At 65.6% G+C, this 14,292-nt stretch carries 14 protein-coding genes; 6 read left to right on the top strand and 8 right to left on the bottom strand.

What is annotated here, in order from left to right; translation table 11 throughout:
- Nucleotides 1-9 precede the first annotated feature (9 nt).
- Nucleotides 10-894 carry an aldose 1-epimerase gene (locus AWC14_RS19395; protein WP_045374059.1) on the top strand — a complete coding sequence of 295 codons (885 nt, stop codon included), beginning with the start codon at nt 10-12 and terminating at the stop codon, nt 892-894.
- Nucleotides 895-966: 72 nt separating this feature from the next.
- Here AWC14_RS19395 and AWC14_RS19400 read toward each other — a convergent pair whose 3' ends face one another.
- The 4 genes from AWC14_RS19400 to dnaK are packed head-to-tail and all read right to left on the bottom strand — an operon-like array spanning nt 967 to nt 5,098.
- Entirely contained in the window at nt 967-1,347 is a 381-nt protein-coding gene (locus AWC14_RS19400; RefSeq protein ID WP_045374062.1) for a heat shock protein transcriptional repressor HspR, read from the bottom strand.
- Nucleotides 1,347-2,537, bottom strand: coding sequence for a molecular chaperone DnaJ (gene dnaJ, locus AWC14_RS19405; RefSeq protein WP_045374065.1), 1,191 nt, complete (start codon nt 2,535-2,537; stop codon nt 1,347-1,349). The genes AWC14_RS19400 and dnaJ overlap by 1 nt, the downstream gene beginning before the upstream one ends.
- A gap of 51 nt (nt 2,538-2,588) precedes the next feature.
- Complete coding sequence (grpE, locus tag AWC14_RS19410; RefSeq protein ID WP_045374068.1) at nt 2,589-3,242, bottom strand: nucleotide exchange factor GrpE; 654 nt, start codon at nt 3,240-3,242, stop codon at nt 2,589-2,591.
- Nucleotides 3,239-5,098, bottom strand: coding sequence for a molecular chaperone DnaK (gene dnaK / locus AWC14_RS19415; protein WP_045374071.1), 1,860 nt, complete (start codon nt 5,096-5,098; stop codon nt 3,239-3,241). The genes grpE and dnaK overlap by 4 nt, the downstream gene beginning before the upstream one ends.
- A gap of 275 nt (nt 5,099-5,373) precedes the next feature.
- Here dnaK and AWC14_RS19420 point away from each other — a divergent pair, with 275 nt between their 5' ends.
- Genes AWC14_RS19420 through AWC14_RS19435 form a run of 4 tightly spaced genes read left to right on the top strand, consistent with a single transcriptional unit; the run spans nt 5,374 to nt 8,333 of the window.
- Nucleotides 5,374-6,816: an amino acid permease gene (locus tag AWC14_RS19420; RefSeq protein WP_085241398.1), complete on the top strand. Its 1,443-nt coding sequence runs from the start codon at nt 5,374-5,376 to the stop codon at nt 6,814-6,816.
- The gene (locus AWC14_RS19425; RefSeq protein ID WP_045374077.1) at nt 6,813-6,995 is read left to right on the top strand and encodes a hypothetical protein; all 183 of its coding nucleotides are present in this window, start codon (nt 6,813-6,815) and stop codon (nt 6,993-6,995) included. The genes AWC14_RS19420 and AWC14_RS19425 overlap by 4 nt, the downstream gene beginning before the upstream one ends.
- 44 nt (nt 6,996-7,039) lie before the next feature.
- Nucleotides 7,040-7,678, top strand: a complete 639-nt coding sequence (locus tag AWC14_RS19430) for a TetR/AcrR family transcriptional regulator (RefSeq protein WP_045374080.1) — start codon at nt 7,040-7,042, stop codon at nt 7,676-7,678.
- The gene (locus AWC14_RS19435; RefSeq protein WP_045374083.1) at nt 7,668-8,333 is read left to right on the top strand and encodes an enoyl-CoA hydratase-related protein; all 666 of its coding nucleotides are present in this window, start codon (nt 7,668-7,670) and stop codon (nt 8,331-8,333) included. The genes AWC14_RS19430 and AWC14_RS19435 overlap by 11 nt, the downstream gene beginning before the upstream one ends.
- A 61-nt stretch (nt 8,334-8,394) precedes the next feature.
- On the opposite strand, the gene AWC14_RS19440 is transcribed toward AWC14_RS19435, so the two are convergent.
- The 4 genes from AWC14_RS19440 to AWC14_RS19455 all read right to left on the bottom strand — a co-directional run bounded on the left by AWC14_RS19440 (nt 8,395) and on the right by AWC14_RS19455 (nt 13,500).
- Nucleotides 8,395-11,298 (bottom strand): MMPL/RND family transporter, encoded by a 2,904-nt coding sequence (locus tag AWC14_RS19440; RefSeq protein ID WP_057003148.1) that lies wholly within the window; start codon nt 11,296-11,298, stop codon nt 8,395-8,397.
- Nucleotides 11,295-11,717: an MmpS family transport accessory protein gene (locus tag AWC14_RS19445; protein ID WP_268811702.1), complete on the bottom strand. Its 423-nt coding sequence runs from the start codon at nt 11,715-11,717 to the stop codon at nt 11,295-11,297. The genes AWC14_RS19440 and AWC14_RS19445 overlap by 4 nt, the downstream gene beginning before the upstream one ends.
- 128 nt (nt 11,718-11,845) lie before the next feature.
- Nucleotides 11,846-12,451 (bottom strand): TetR/AcrR family transcriptional regulator, encoded by a 606-nt coding sequence (locus AWC14_RS19450; protein ID WP_045376732.1) that lies wholly within the window; start codon nt 12,449-12,451, stop codon nt 11,846-11,848.
- A 53-nt stretch (nt 12,452-12,504) separates the two neighbouring features.
- Entirely contained in the window at nt 12,505-13,500 is a 996-nt protein-coding gene (locus tag AWC14_RS19455) for an LLM class flavin-dependent oxidoreductase (RefSeq protein WP_057003150.1), read from the bottom strand.
- Between the two features lie 52 nt (nt 13,501-13,552).
- On the opposite strand from AWC14_RS19455, the gene AWC14_RS19460 reads away from it, so the two are divergent.
- Nucleotides 13,553-14,266: an MBL fold metallo-hydrolase gene (locus AWC14_RS19460; RefSeq protein WP_045376750.1), complete on the top strand. Its 714-nt coding sequence runs from the start codon at nt 13,553-13,555 to the stop codon at nt 14,264-14,266.
- Nucleotides 14,267-14,292 lie beyond the last annotated feature (26 nt).

The raw sequence follows: 14,292 nt of genomic DNA on the forward strand, positions 1-14,292 counted from the left end.
TTCGTCGTCATGAAGATCGTCACGCTGCGCGACCCGTCGGCGCCCGTCGAGGCACAGTTCGTACCGGACGCCGGGATGATCGGAGTGTCGCTGACCGACGCCGGCGTGCAGCTGCTGGGGCAGCGCCGCGGCTTGGATGCGTACGTCTCCGACGGCAAGACGATGGGAATCCCTCTGCTGTATCCGTGGGCGAATCGGTTGAGCGACACCACTTATACGGTCGGCGGTGAGACGGTGACGTTGGCGCCCAACACATTTCGCACCGACCCGAACGGGTTGCCGATCCACGGCATGCTGGCCGGCTATCCGCGCTGGCGCGTAGTGGCGCAGTCGGATAACGAGCTCACCGCCGAAGTGGACTTCGGCGCTGACCCAAATCTACTGGCCAGCTTCCCGTTTCCGCATCTGCTGGCGCTCACGGTGCGATTGTCGGAACGTACGCTGACCGTGCGCGCCGCGGTGACACCGACCGCGGACAAGGCCGTTCCGTTGTGCTACGGCTTTCACCCGTACCTGCAGCTGCCCGGCGCGCCGCGCAGCGAGTGGATCATCGGGACTCCGCCGCTGCGACACCTGAAACTCGACGAACAGGGACTGCCCACCGGCGAGTCGGCCAGCCAGCCTGCGATCACGGAGCCGTTGGGCGACAAGACATTCGACGACGGCTACGACCAGGTACCCGACGGCGAGGTGTTTACGCTGTCCGGTGGCGACCGGCGCATCGAGGTTCGCTTCGACCAGGGGTATCCGGCGGCGCAGATCTTCGCGCCGCCGGGCGAGGACGTGGTGTGCTTCGAGCCGATGGCCGCGCCCACCGATTCACTGCGCCGCGGCGGTTACCGGTTAGCACAGCCCGGCGACTCGGACATAGCGCAGTTCTCGATCCGGGTCTGAGCTGCGAGCAGACGTAGAGTCGCATTGGCGCGAGCAATTTTGTGCGATTCTGCGTCTGCTCGCGGTAGAAAGTTAACGCCGCGGCTGCCAGACCACCACTGCGGTGCTCTTGGGCATCACGGCCAAGTCCCGCCGCTGGTTAGCCCGCAGCGCCTCGATCTCTGCGGCCATCTCCTTGAGACGGGCCTGCAGAGCCTCGACCTGATTGGTCAGCTCGATGATGCGTTTGATGCCGGCCAGGTTGACGCCCTCGTCTTGCGAGAGCCGCTGCACCTCGCGGAGCAATTCGACGTCGCGCTGCGAATACCGCCGTCCCCCACCGGAAGTGCGTTGCGGGCTGACCAGGCCGAGCCGGTCGTAGGTGCGCAGCGTCTGCGCATGCATGCCGGCCAGCTCGGCGGCCACCGAGATCAAAAATGTCCGGGAATCTTGCTCTTTGGACTTCTTGGCCATCAGCGATTACCTGCCCATCCGGCCCGCGGGTCGAAGCCGCTGGCCCGCTCGGCGGCGGCATAGGCCTCCAGTGCTTCCTTCGCGGCGCCGTCGAGATTCGGCGGAACGGCGACCTTGACGGTCACCAGCAGGTCGCCGTTGCCACCGCTGCGCTTGGCCACGCCGCGGCCGCGCACCCGCAGGGTGCGGCCGTCGGCGGTGCCCTTGGGTACCCGGACCCCCACCCGGCCGTCCAGCGTCGGCACCGAAAGCGTTGTGCCCAGCGCCAATTCGCTGAAGCTCACCGGGATGGTCACGGTCAGGTCGTCGCCGTCGCGTCCGAAAACCGGGTCCGGTCGCACGTGCACCGTGACGTACAAGTCACCCGACGGCGCGCCGCGCAGACCGGCCTCACCTTGACCGGCCAGCCGGATCCGCTGCCCGTCCTCGACACCCGGCGGGATCCGCACATTGATGGTGCGGGTCCGGGTGGTGACACCGGTGCCCTTGCACTCCGAGCAGGGGTGCTCGATGATCGACCCGCTGCCGCGGCAGTCGGTGCAAGGTTCGGAAAACCCGAAAGCGCCTTGGTTGCGGCTGATTACGCCCGAGCCGTTACAGGTGGGGCACACCTTGGGGCTGGTACCCGGCCGGGCGCCGCTGCCATGGCAGTTGGTACACGGCGCCGGGCTGGTCAGCCGCAACGGCATCGCCACACCCTTGGTGGCCTCCACGAAGCTCAGCTCCGCTTCGGTCTCCAGGTCGTTGCCGCGCCGGGGCCGGCTGGGCCGGGGCGCCGACGCCCCGCGCCCGAACAAGCCGCCGAACAGGTCGCCGATATTGCTTCCGCCGGTGCGGCCCGCGGCGTCGAACAAGTCGCCCAGGTTGAACTCGACGCCGTCACCACCCATGCCGAAGCCGCCGAATCCACCACCACCGCCGCCGCCGTTGAAGCGGCGGCCAAATCCGCCGCCGGCGAACAGCCGTCGGGTTTCGTCGTATTCCTTGCGCTTGGCCGGATCCGACAGCACGCTGTTGGCCTCGGAGACGGCCTTGAACCGGTCCGCGGCGCGCGGGTTGTTCGGGTTACGGTCGGGATGCAATTCGGAGGCCAACTTGCGGTAGGCCCGTTTGATCTCGTCCTGGCTGGCGTCAGGGGAGACGCCCAGCTCCTTGTAGAAGTCTTTTTCGACCCATTCGCGTTGGGCCATTCCGCGTCACCCCCTCTCGCCTTCCTGTAGTTGTGTTTATTAAACCCGTCGTCAATTCTCCGACGGCTCTGATTCTGCGTTCTGCTCACCGACATTCGCATCGCCGGGTGCCTCGGCCGGGGCGGCGCTGTCGTCGGCCAAGGTGTCGACCACCCCGACCAGCGCGTGCCGCAGGATCTGGTCGCCGAGCTTGTAGCCCTGCCGCATGACGTGGCCGATCACCGGCTTGGAACCCTCGGCTCCGTCGCCCTCGTGCTGGACGGCCTCGTGCAGCGCCGGGTCGAAGTCGTCGCCCTCGGCGCCGAACGCCGTCAGCCCCAATCCGTTCAGCGCACTGGTCAGCTTGTCGGCGACCGACTTCAGCGGACCCGACTCCAAATCACCGTGGCTGCGCGCCCGATCGAGATCGTCGAGCACGCCCAGCAATTGGCTCACCACGGTGGCTTTGGCCCGGTCGGCCGCGGCCTGCTGGTCACGCAGCGCACGCTTGCGGTAGTTGGCGAAGTCGGCGTGCACCCGCTGCAGGTCGGCGGTCAGCTCGGCGACTTTGTCAGCGGTGTCGGGCGCCGCCGACGCCGTCGCGGCTTCCGGCGCCGGCCCGCTGGGGGCCGGCTCGGAAGCTGCGTGGCGTACCTCGCCGGTCTCCGGATCAATCCGGCGCTTGTCGGTGACCGTTACCTGTTCGTGTGGGTTGCCTTCCGTCACTTGGCCTCCCGGTCATCGTCGACCACCTCCGCGTCAACGACGTCGTCGGCGGCACCGGCCCCGTCGCCGCCACTGGGGCCGCCGGCGGCCTGCGCCGCCTGGGTGGCCTCGTAGATCGCCTGGCCGAGCGCCTGCGACTCCTGGCCCAGCTTCTCCATCGCGGACTTGATCGCCCCGATGTCGGTGCCCTCCAGCGCTTTCTTGGCGTCGGCGACCGCGGCGTCGACCTTGCTCAAGACGTCCTCAGGAACCTTCGAGCCGCCCTCGGCCTCGCGCTGCTCCTTGACGAACTTCTCCGTCTGGTAGACCAGCGTCTCGGCCTGGTTGCGGACGTCGGCCTCCTCGCGGCGCTTGCGGTCCTCCTCGGCGTGCGCCTCGGCGTCCTTGATCATCCGGTCGATCTCTTCCTTGGACAGGCCGGAGCCTTCCTGGATCTTGATCGTGTTCTCCTTGCCGGTGCCCTTGTCCTTCGCGGTGACGTGCACGATGCCGTTGGCGTCGATGTCGAAGGTCACCTCGATCTGCGGAACACCCCGCGGGGCCGGCGGGATACCGGTCAGCTCGAAGGAGCCGAGCAGCTTGTTGTGTGCGGCGATTTCGCGCTCACCCTGATACACCTGGATCTGCACCGACGGCTGGTTGTCGTCGGCGGTGGTGAACGTCTCCGACCGCTTGGTCGGGATCGTGGTGTTGCGCTCGATCAGCTTGGTCATCACGCCACCCTTGGTCTCGATGCCCAGCGAAAGCGGCGTAACGTCCAGCAGCAGAACGTCTTTCACCTCGCCCTTGAGCACACCGGCCTGCAGCGCGGCGCCCACCGCGACAACCTCGTCGGGGTTGACGCCCTTGTTGGGCTCCTTGCCGCCGGTGAGCTCTTTGACCAGATCGGTCACCGCGGGCATCCGGGTCGAACCGCCCACCAGCACCACGTGGTCGATCTGCGACACCGAGATACCGGCGTCCTTGATCACCTGCTGGAAGGGCTGGCGCGTGCGGTCCAGCAGATCCTGGGTGATGCGCTGGAACTCCGCCCGGGTCAGCTGCTCGTCGAGGAACAGCGGGTTCTTGTCGGCGTCGACGGTGATGTAGGGCAGGTTGATCGACGTGCTGCCCGAGCTGGACAGCTCGATCTTGGCCTTCTCGGCCGCCTCGCGCAGCCGCTGCATCGCCATCTTGTCTTTGGTCAAGTCGATGCCGCTGGTGCCCTTGAACTTGTCCACCAGCCAGTTGACGATCCGGTCGTCCCAGTCGTCACCGCCCAGGTGGTTGTCACCCGAGGTGGCGCGGACCTCGACGACGCCGTCGCCGATCTCCAGCAGCGACACGTCGAAGGTGCCGCCACCGAGGTCGAACACCAGGATCCGCTGCTCTTTTTCGCCCTTGTCCAGGCCGTAGGCCAGCGCGGCCGCGGTCGGCTCGTTGACGATCCGCAGCACGTTGAGGCCCGCGATCTGGCCGGCCTCCTTGGTGGCCTGTCGCTGGGCGTCGTTGAAGTAGGCGGGCGTGGTGATCACCGCGTCGGTGATGTCCTCGCCGAGGTAGGCCTCGGCGTCGCGCTTCAGCTTCATCAGAATGCGAGCGCTGATCTCCTGCGCGGTGTACTTCTTGCCGTCGATTTCGATCTTCCAGTCGGTGCCCATGTGCCGCTTGACCGACCGCACGGTGCGGTCGACGTTGGTCACCGCCTGGTTCTTGGCGGGCTGACCGACCAGTACCTCACCGTTGCGCGCGAACGCGACGATCGACGGAGTGGTCCGGGAGCCCTCGGAGTTGGCGACGACGACGGGGTCGCCACCCTCCAGAACTGAGACGACGGAGTTGGTGGTCCCGAGGTCGATGCCGACCGCACGAGCCATGGTGAATCCTCCCTGATAGTCGAGCTTCGTATTGCACTACGCTGAGTGAACCCTGCTCAAGCCTGCCTCCGCTGCCGCGGTGCTGTCAAGCCAATATTGAGCCGAGTTCACTCAAGTTGTCGATGTGGTCAACGGCGCGGATCGGCGGTTTGTTCCCGACGCGGCGGCCAATACCGGGCGGCGCCCGGCGCCCTGTCGGATACCCTTTCCACCAGCCCGTTCCTCGGGTTTGCCCGCGTCGCAGCGATGCGCCCAGTCACGACGTTAGGAACCCGATGCCACCGCTGCCCGACACCCCGGCTCCGGCAGTACCCGAGAAGGTTCCGGCCGACCTCCTGACCCGCGAGGACGCCGGTTATCACCACGATCTGCGTCCGCGCCAGCTGCAGATGATCGCGATCGGCGGCGCCATCGGCACCGGGCTCTTCCTGGGTGCGGGCGGGCGCCTCGCCTCGGCGGGACCGGGGTTGTTCCTGGCCTACGCGATCTGCGGCGGCTTCGTGTTCCTGATCCTGCGCGCACTCGGCGAATTGGTGCTGCACCGTCCGTCGTCGGGCTCGTTCGTGTCGTACGCCCGGGAATTCTTCGGCGAGAAGGCGGCGTTCGTCGCCGGCTGGATGTATTTCCTGAACTGGTCGATGACGGGGATCGTCGACTCGACGGCGATCGCGAAGTACTTCCACTATTGGTCGGCGTTCCACGTGATCCCGCAATGGACGCTCGCGCTGGTCGCGGTGGTCTCGGTGAACATGATCTCGGTGCGGCTCTTCGGCGAGCTGGAGTTCTGGGCGGCGCTGATCAAGGTGGTGGCGCTGATGACCTTCCTGGTGGTCGGGACGATCTACCTGGGCGGGCGCTACCAGATCGAAGGCCAGGAGACGGGGCTGAGCCTGTGGACTGACAACGGCGGGTTCTTGCCCACCGGGCTGTTTCCGTTGGTGCTGGTCACCTCCGGCGTCGTATTCTCTTACGCCGCAGTCGAACTGGTCGGCACCGCCGCGGGCGAGACCGCCGAGCCGGAGAAGATCATGCCGCGAGCGATCAATTCGGTGGTGGCCCGCATCGCAATCTTCTACGTCGGGTCGGTCCTGCTGCTGGCGCTGCTTCTGCCCTATACCGCCTACAAGGATCACGAAAGCCCGTTCGTGACGTTCTTTTCCAAGATCGGTTTCGGCGGCGCCGGCACCCTGATGAACGTGGTGGTGCTGACCGCGGCGTTTTCCAGCCTGAACGCCGGCCTGTATTCCACCGGCCGGATTCTGCGTTCGCTGGCGATGAACGGCAGCGGACCGAAATTCACCGCGCGGATGTCGAAAAACGGTGTGCCCTATGGCGGCATCTTGCTGACCAGCCTGATCGGGCTCTTCGGTGTCGTGCTCAACGCGGTCAAGCCGGGGCAGGCCTTCGAAATCGTGCTCAACATTGCCGCATTGGGCGTCATGGCGGCCTGGGCGACGATCGTGGCCTGCCAGATCCGGATGTACCGGCGGGCCAAGGCCGGTCACATGCAGCGGCCCCGGTTCCGGATGCCCTTGGCGCCCTACAGCGGCTATGCCACCTTGGCGTTCCTCGCGGGCGTGCTGGTGTTGATGATCATCGACAAAGAGCGCGGTGCCTGGATTATCGGAACCCTGGTCCTGGGTACTCCCAGCCTGGTCGGGGGTTGGTACCTGGTTCGGCGCCGGGTGATGGCCGCAGCCGAGGAGGTGAACCCATGAGCCGCAACCGATATGCGGCCACGCCGCCGCTGTATGGCATGGCGATGGTTCTTCTCGCCATCGCGATCGTCGCCGTCACCGCCTCTCTGCACGGCGGTTGGTGGTCGACCATCGGCTACGGCACGGCCGCGGTCATCGCCGCGGCCGGCTTTGCGCTCGCGTTCCGCGACTTCTCCTAACCGCCCCCGAGGTAATAGAGCATCCGCTCTGTTATGCTGCCGGTGTGCCACGCCCTCGTGTTCATGACCCCGGTCGGGTGCTCGACGCGGTCGAGCGCCTGACGGCAGCGTCGGGCCCGGCCGCGGTGACCATCCGCGCGATCGGCGACGCCGTGGGGGTTTCCAACGGCGCGGTGTACCACACGTTCGGGTCGCGGGCCGGGTTGATGGGACAGGCGTGGCTGCGCGCCGGACGCCGATTCCTCACGCTGCAAACCGCTTTGGTCGACCAGGCGCTGGCCGAACCGGGCCGCCGGTCCGCCGTGGAGGCCGTGGTGGCCGCGGCCGAAGCGCCGGTGGTGTTCGCCGAGCGGTATCCGGATTCCGCCAAGCTGGTGTTGACGGTGCCGCGGGAAGAGTTGCTCGACTCTGACTTGCCCGACGAGATTGCCGCCGAGCTAAGGGATCTCGACCAGTCGTTGGTGGCCTTGATGATCCGGCTCGCGACCGGCGCCTGGGACCGCAAGGATGCCCGCGCCGTCGACACCATCACCACCTGCATCGTCGACTTGCCGACCGCCATCCTGTTGCGCCGAGACCGCTTGGGCAACACGACAGCCCGCGAACATCTGGGCGCGGCCGTGCGGGCGGTTTTGAAGGTCGGACCACCACCGGCAGCGAAAGGGAGAACCGATGGGAATTAGCCTGAGTTACCAAGACAAGATCGCCGTCGTCGATCTCGGCGACGACGAAAACCGGTTCTCCCCCGACTTTCTCGACCAGCTTGACTCTTATCTCGACGAGATCGTCGCCGGCGGGGCACACGGTCTGGTCACGACGGCGGGCGGCAAGTTCTACACCAACGGGCTGGACCTGGACTGGCTCAGCGCGCATGGCGAGCAGACCCAGTGGTATGTGGGACGAGTACAGGGCCTGCTCGCTCGCATGCTGACACTGCCCATACCCACCGCGGCAGCGGTGGTCGGCCACGCATTCGGCGCAGGGGCAATGTTGGCCCTGGCGCACGACTTTCGGGTGATGCGGGCCGACCGCGGCTATTTCTGCTTTCCCGAGGTGGACATCCGCATCCCTTTCACACCGGGCATGGCGGCACTGATCCAGGCCAAGCTCACGCCGCAGGCGGCGGTGGCCTCGATGACGACGGGCCGGCGCTTCGGCGGCACCGATGCCGAAGCTCACGGCCTGGTCGACGCGATGGCTCCCGAGGGTGCCGTGACCGACGCTGCGGTGGAGCTACTGCGTCCGCTCGACGGCAAGGATGCCGGCACGCTGGGCGCCATCAAGCAGACCATGTTCGCTCCGGCGGTGCAGGCGTTGACGGCGCCGCAGTCGGGTTGAACTTCATCGAAATCGCGTCCAGGGTCGTGCTGTCGTCAAAAGCACAGCCCTGAGCGCGATCTCAACGCGACATGGAGGCCGTCGCGCCGACGTCGTCTGGGTCGTCCCACAGCAGGAGCTGGCGAACCGCGGGCCGTGACCCGTAGGGCTGCAGCATTTGGCTGGCCGGACGCGGGCGCACCCGCAGCGGCCACCAGAACCAGCGGCCGAGCAGCGTCGCGATCGTCGGGGTCATGAACGATCGCACGATCAGCGTGTCAAACAGCAGACCCAGCGCGATCGTGGTTCCCACTTGGGCGAGAATCACCAACGCGCTGAAGGCGAATGACGACATTGTCGCGGCGAACACCAGACCGGCCGACGTCACCACCGAACCCGAGCCGGCCATCGCGCGGATGATGCCGGTCTTCAGCCCGGCATGGATTTCCTCTTTGAACCGGGAGATCAACAGAAGATTGTAGTCGGATCCGACCGCCAGCAGCAGAATGACGGCCAGCGCCAACACAACCCAATACAGCTGGATGCCGAGAATGTCCTGCCAGACCAGGACCGACAGGCCGAACGAGGCGCCCAGCGACAGCGCCACGGTGCCCACGATCACGATTGCGGCGACGAGGCTTCGGGTGATGATAACCATGATGAGCAAAATCAGGCTCAACGCCGCGATTCCAACGATCATCAGGTCATATTTCACCGAGTCCTGAATGTCTTTGTAGGTCGCCGCAGTTCCCGCGAGATAGATGTGGGAGCCCTCGAGAATCGTTCCCTTGACGGACTCCCTTGCCGCGTTCTTGATCAGGTCGACATGCTTGATGCCTTCCGGCGTGGCGGGATCACCGTCATGGGTGATGATCATTTCCGCAGCCCTGCCATCGGGCGACATGAACAGTTTCACACCGCGCTTGAAATCGGGATTCGAGAAAACCTCGGGTGGCAAGTAGAAGGAATCATCGATTTTGGCCTTGTCGAAGGCCTGTCCCATCGCTGCCGGGTTGTCGTTCGCGAACGCCGACTGGCTGTTGATCCCGGAGTTGGTGGCGTAGTTGGACAGGGTCAGCGCCAGATTCGTCATCTGGCTTTCGATCTGCGGTGGTATCAGCGCAACCAGTTGCGGCTGGAGCGCATCCAGCTTGTCCAACGACGCGGTGATGCTCTGGAACTGGTCGGTGAGTTCGTCGATGCCGTCGATCGCGTCCCAGATAGACCTGAGCGCAAAGCAGACCGGAATGTCGTAACAGTGCTTCTCCCAGTAAAAGTAGCTGCGGATCGGCCGGAAGAAGTCGTCGAAATTCCCGATCTTGTCTCGCAGGTCATCGATGACGGCGATCGTGTCGTGAAAGCTTTGGGTCTGCTCGTGCGTGGCTGCGGCGCTTTGCTTTTGCAGCGCATATTGCTGTTGCAAGATGCCGACGGTTTTCCTCAACTCGGCCGCCTGCTTGAGCAGATCGGATGCGCGGTCTTTCTGGTACTCCAGGTTCATGACTTGACCGACGCTTTGCTGGCTGAGTTGAAACGGGATCGAGCTGTGGTCCAACGGCGTCCCCAATGGCCGGGTGATCCCCTGCACCTTTGCGATACCCGGGGTGTGGAAGACGTTCTTCGCCACGCGTTCCAAGACCAGCATGTCGGCCGGATTACGCAGGTCGTGATCCGCCTCGACCATCAGCAGTTCGGGATTCAGCCGTGCCTGCGAAAAGTGGCGCTCGGCCGCGGCGTAACCAACCTTAGCCGGCGTCGCCGCCGGCAGGTATGGCTTGGAGTCGTAACTCGTCTTATATCCCGGCAGGGCAAGCAGACCGATCAGCGCGACAGCGATCGTCACCGCCAGAATGGGCGCCGGCCATCGCACGATCGCGGTGCCGATGCGCCGCCACCCCCGCGTCCGCATCATGACCTTCGGTTCGAGCAGGCCGAACCGACTGAGCACCGCGAGCATGGCCGGCGCCAGGGTGAGCGCGGCCAGCACCGACACCAGCATCCCCACCGCGGAAGGAATGCCCATCGATTCGAAGTAGGGCTGACGAGCAAACCTCAGGCAGAACACCGCCCCGGTAATGGTCAGGCCCGAGCCCAAGACGACGTGGGCAGTGCCGTGAAACATGGTGTCGAAGGCCGTTTTTCGATCTTCGCCTGCTCCGCGTGCTTCGTGATAACGGCCGAGCACGAAAATCGCGTAGTCGGTGCCGGCGGCGATGGCCAGCAGCGTGAGGATGTTGACCGAGAAAGTGGAGAGCTCAATCAGATTGAGGTTGCCCAGAACGGCCACGACCCCGCGCGCCGCAGCCATTTCGATGAGGACAGTGATGAGCACCGTCAGCGTCGTGACGACGGAACGGTAGACCCACGCCAACATTATCACGATCACCAGGAACGTGATGAGGGTGACCTTGAGGATTCCCTTGTTGCCCACCTCGAATTGATCGGTGATCAACGGCGCCGCGCCGGTGACGTAGGCTTTGACGCCCTGCGGCGCGGGCGTGTGGTCGACAATGTTACGGACGGCGTCGACGGATTCGCTGGCTAACGCGTCGCCTTGGTTACCGGCGAGATACACCTGGACCAATGCGGCCTTGCCGTCGTTGCTTTGCGAGGCCGACGCCGTGAGCGGATCCCCCCAGAAGTCCTGGATGTGCTCGACGTGTTTGGTGTCCTGCTCGAGCCGGTGGATCAATGTGTCGTAGAACTTGTGGGCGTCGTCTCCCAGCGGCTTGTCGCCTTCCAGCACGATCATGGCCGCGCTGTCGGAGTCGAACTGTTGAAACACCTTGCCGATGTGTTTCATCGCCTGCAGGCTCGGTGCGCTCGGGGAACTCATGCCCACCTGGTGTGCTTGCGCAACGGCTTCTAGCCGCGGTACCGCGATATTCGTGAAGGCGGTCAGGCCGAGCCAAAACAGGATGATCGGCACCGCGAGCCGACGGATGGTGTGCGGCAGCCGGTTTCGCGGGGCGTGCTGCGTGCTCATCCGGATTTGTCGAGGCAGAAGGTGTAGGCGTTCACTGTGTTCACGGTCCTCTCGTCCTTGACCTCGTCGTTGATGATGATGCGGCAGCCCAGTGTGCTGCTGTTGCCTTGCGCCGTCAGGTTGGCGATGACAGCCGGGTCGGTGGTGATGGCCTCGTACCTCCACGGCAGCGGGGCCCGGTCTACGCGCTGCGGCGCGGCATGGATGTCTTGGTAATTGATGGTCGCCACCGACCCGGGGTCACCGAACACCTCGTAGACCACGTGTTTGGGGTTGAACGGGACGCTGTCGTTCAACACGCCGGTCGGAGTCGACGTGTCGTTGTTCGATCCGAAGATGCCGTGGAGTCGGTAGACCCCAAATGCGGCCAGCGCCACGACTGCGACCGTGAGCAGCACTATCCACCAGCGCTTAAGCACGCGGGTAAATGAAAACCGTTTCACCCGTAGCCCTTCGACGCTGGGACGCGACCTATGGCGTAGACAGTACGGTACGGGACCGGACCACACAAGAGACGATGTCGTTCACACTGCGGAAATCAGAGGCTTCATTTCAGGGGCCGGATAAGGCTGGGGATGATGACGTCGTCGACCAGGGTCTGCACAGTCTCGGCAGTGGGCGGCCGAGTGGGCAGGACGGACCGGAAGATGAGATAGCCGGGCAGGAGATCCCACAACTCGTCGCTGATGGCGGCTTCCTGGATTTCCCCGCGATCGACCGCCTCGCGCAGAACATGACGCATCAACGCTTTGCGCTGCTCGATGAACTGATGCTGCATGACTTCGTTGAGCGCGGGGTTGCGCGACACCTCGACCAGGACGGCGCGGATGGTGCCGGCATTTTGGCCAACCTCCTGGCAGATCACCTCGCCCAGCCGCAGCAGGTCGCCACGCAAGGTGCCGGTCTCCGGCGGAACCGCGACCTGGCGAACGCCCTCGATGAACGCCGCCAGCACCAATTCCGCCTTCGATGGCCATCGCCGGTAAACGGTCGCTTTGCTGGCGCGGGCGGTGGCAGCGACGGCGTCCACGGTCAGCCGGTCATAGCCGTGTTCTTGCAGCAGTTGCAGCGTCACCGCCAGCAGCTCGGTTTCCCGGGGCGACCACGGTGACTCGGCCGCATGATCGGCTAGTTGGGTCACAGCGCCCACGATAGAGCCGTCCGCGAAGTACTGTCCAGTACCGTACCGCCGGGCGCGGCGGCGAATTAGCTCGCCAGACCGACAGCCGACGCGAAAGCCCGTAGCTCGCGCGGGATGTCGGATCCGGCCGGCTGGTAGGCGATCTCGGTGACGCCGAGTGACGCGAGGTGATCGATCTTCTGCGCGACCTGCGCGGCAGTGCCGGTCAGCGCCGTCGAGCTGGCGAACGGGATCAGGTCGGCGACGTGCGGCTCGTCGCGCGGGTTCGCCTTGACCAGATGTCCCTCGTGGATCGCCAGATGCCGCTCGTTCTCCGGATAGGCTTCGATCGCCTCACGCCATGCACGCCCACCAGGTAGAGCGTCGACGGCATCGGCGCCGCCGCGTTCGTAGGTGGCGTGGTACATCACCACCGCCCCCGGGCCCGCCGCATCGGCGACCCGCGCAGAGGTCAGCTCCTCGCCGTTGTCGAGCACGGTGCCGAATGCCAGCAGCGCCCGCCACGGCAAGACCTTGGCCGCATCGGGTTGGGGCAGCGCGGCGGAGAACACGCCGTCGCCGAGTTCGGCCGCTACGGCCAAACCCTTCGGGCCGTCCGCGCCGATCAGGATCGGCACGTCGATCGGCCGCTCGGCACCGAAGCCGGGCAGCTGCAGCATGCGTATCGTCGCCCCCTCCCATTCGGTGGTTTGGCCCGCGAGAAGCGCCCGCAGGCAACGGACATACTCGGCAACCAGTCGCCACGGCATCGGCTTCTTGCCGAGCGCGAATCGGCCGGTGAAGCCGGAGCCGATTGCCACGGCCACCCGTCCGGGCGCTTGTCCGACCAGTTCGGCGATGGCGGCGGCGTTCACCATCGGATGGCGCAGGCTGGGCACCAGCACTCCTGGCCCCAGGCCGATGCGCGACGTGCGCTCCGCGCACCGGCTGAGCACCATCCACACATCCGGGAGGATGGCCGGCGAATCATAGAGCCAGGCACGCTGGTAGCCCAGAGTTTCGGCCAACTCCACGTGCGCGGGAGTCTCCGACGAGGTTGCGAACGCGCATGAAATGTCCATTGCCCGGACACTACTGAACGACCGCGCGCACGATGAACGCATGAACACAGGGCTGCACACCGACGTCGACGAAATCGCCGACGGCATCTTCCGGCTTTCGACGTGGGTACCGGGTATCACCGAACACGGCTTTACGTTCAACCAGTTCCTGCTGGCCGGCGAGCAGCCGTTCCTGTTCCACTGCGGCATGCGGCAGCTCTTCCCGCTGGTGTCGGAGGCCATCGGGAAGGTGATCCCGCTGGAGCGGCTGCGGTGGATCTCGTTCGCCCACATCGAGGCCGACGAATGCGGGGCGATGAACATGCTGCTGGCCGCCGCCCCACACGCCGAAGTCATCCAGGGTCCGCTGGCGATCATGCTGTCGCTGACCGACATGTGCGACCGGCCTCCAGTGGTGGCCCCGGACAGCGACGCGCACGATATCGGCGGGCACCGGCTGCGGTTCATCGCGACCCCGCACGTGCCGCACAACTGGGAAAGCGGGCTGTGGTTCGACGACACGACGTCGACGCTGCTGGCCGGTGATCTGCTCACCCACACCGGCAAGTGCCCTGCCCTAACCGAATCCGATTGCGTCGCACCGGCTTTGGAAGCCGAGGAGCTGTTCCATGCCACCGGCCTGACCACGAACCTGGCGCCCACGCTGGAGCAGTTGGCCCGATTGCAGCCGACCACGTTGGCGCTGATGCACGGCGCGTCGTTCACCGGCGACGGCGCCGGACAGCTGCGCGGGCTGGCCGAGGGCTACGCAGCAATGGCTCGCTAGGCGCGTCACTGCAGTCACTTACGTCA

The sequence above is a fragment of the Mycobacterium kyorinense genome (genome assembly GCF_002101735.1).
In the GTDB taxonomy this organism is placed as follows: domain Bacteria; phylum Actinomycetota; class Actinomycetes; order Mycobacteriales; family Mycobacteriaceae; genus Mycobacterium; species Mycobacterium kyorinense.

What these genes read in the sequence shown, in the direction of transcription:
- AWC14_RS19455 (WP_057003150.1), bottom strand. Translation starts at nt 13,500, where the DNA reads ATGGACATTTCATGCGCGTTCGCAACCTCGTCGGAGACTCCCGCGCAC.
- AWC14_RS19425 (WP_045374077.1), top strand. Translation starts at nt 6,813, where the DNA reads ATGAGCCGCAACCGATATGCGGCCACGCCGCCGCTGTATGGCATGGCG.
- AWC14_RS19440 (WP_057003148.1), bottom strand. Translation starts at nt 11,298, where the DNA reads ATGAGCACGCAGCACGCCCCGCGAAACCGGCTGCCGCACACCATCCGT.
- dnaJ (WP_045374065.1), bottom strand. Translation starts at nt 2,537, where the DNA reads ATGGCCCAACGCGAATGGGTCGAAAAAGACTTCTACAAGGAGCTGGGC.
- AWC14_RS19395 (WP_045374059.1), top strand. Translation starts at nt 10, where the DNA reads ATGAAGATCGTCACGCTGCGCGACCCGTCGGCGCCCGTCGAGGCACAG.
- AWC14_RS19400 (WP_045374062.1), bottom strand. Translation starts at nt 1,347, where the DNA reads ATGGCCAAGAAGTCCAAAGAGCAAGATTCCCGGACATTTTTGATCTCG.
- AWC14_RS19420 (WP_085241398.1), top strand. Translation starts at nt 5,374, where the DNA reads ATGCCACCGCTGCCCGACACCCCGGCTCCGGCAGTACCCGAGAAGGTT.
- dnaK (WP_045374071.1), bottom strand. Translation starts at nt 5,098, where the DNA reads ATGGCTCGTGCGGTCGGCATCGACCTCGGGACCACCAACTCCGTCGTC.
- AWC14_RS19435 (WP_045374083.1), top strand. Translation starts at nt 7,668, where the DNA reads ATGGGAATTAGCCTGAGTTACCAAGACAAGATCGCCGTCGTCGATCTC.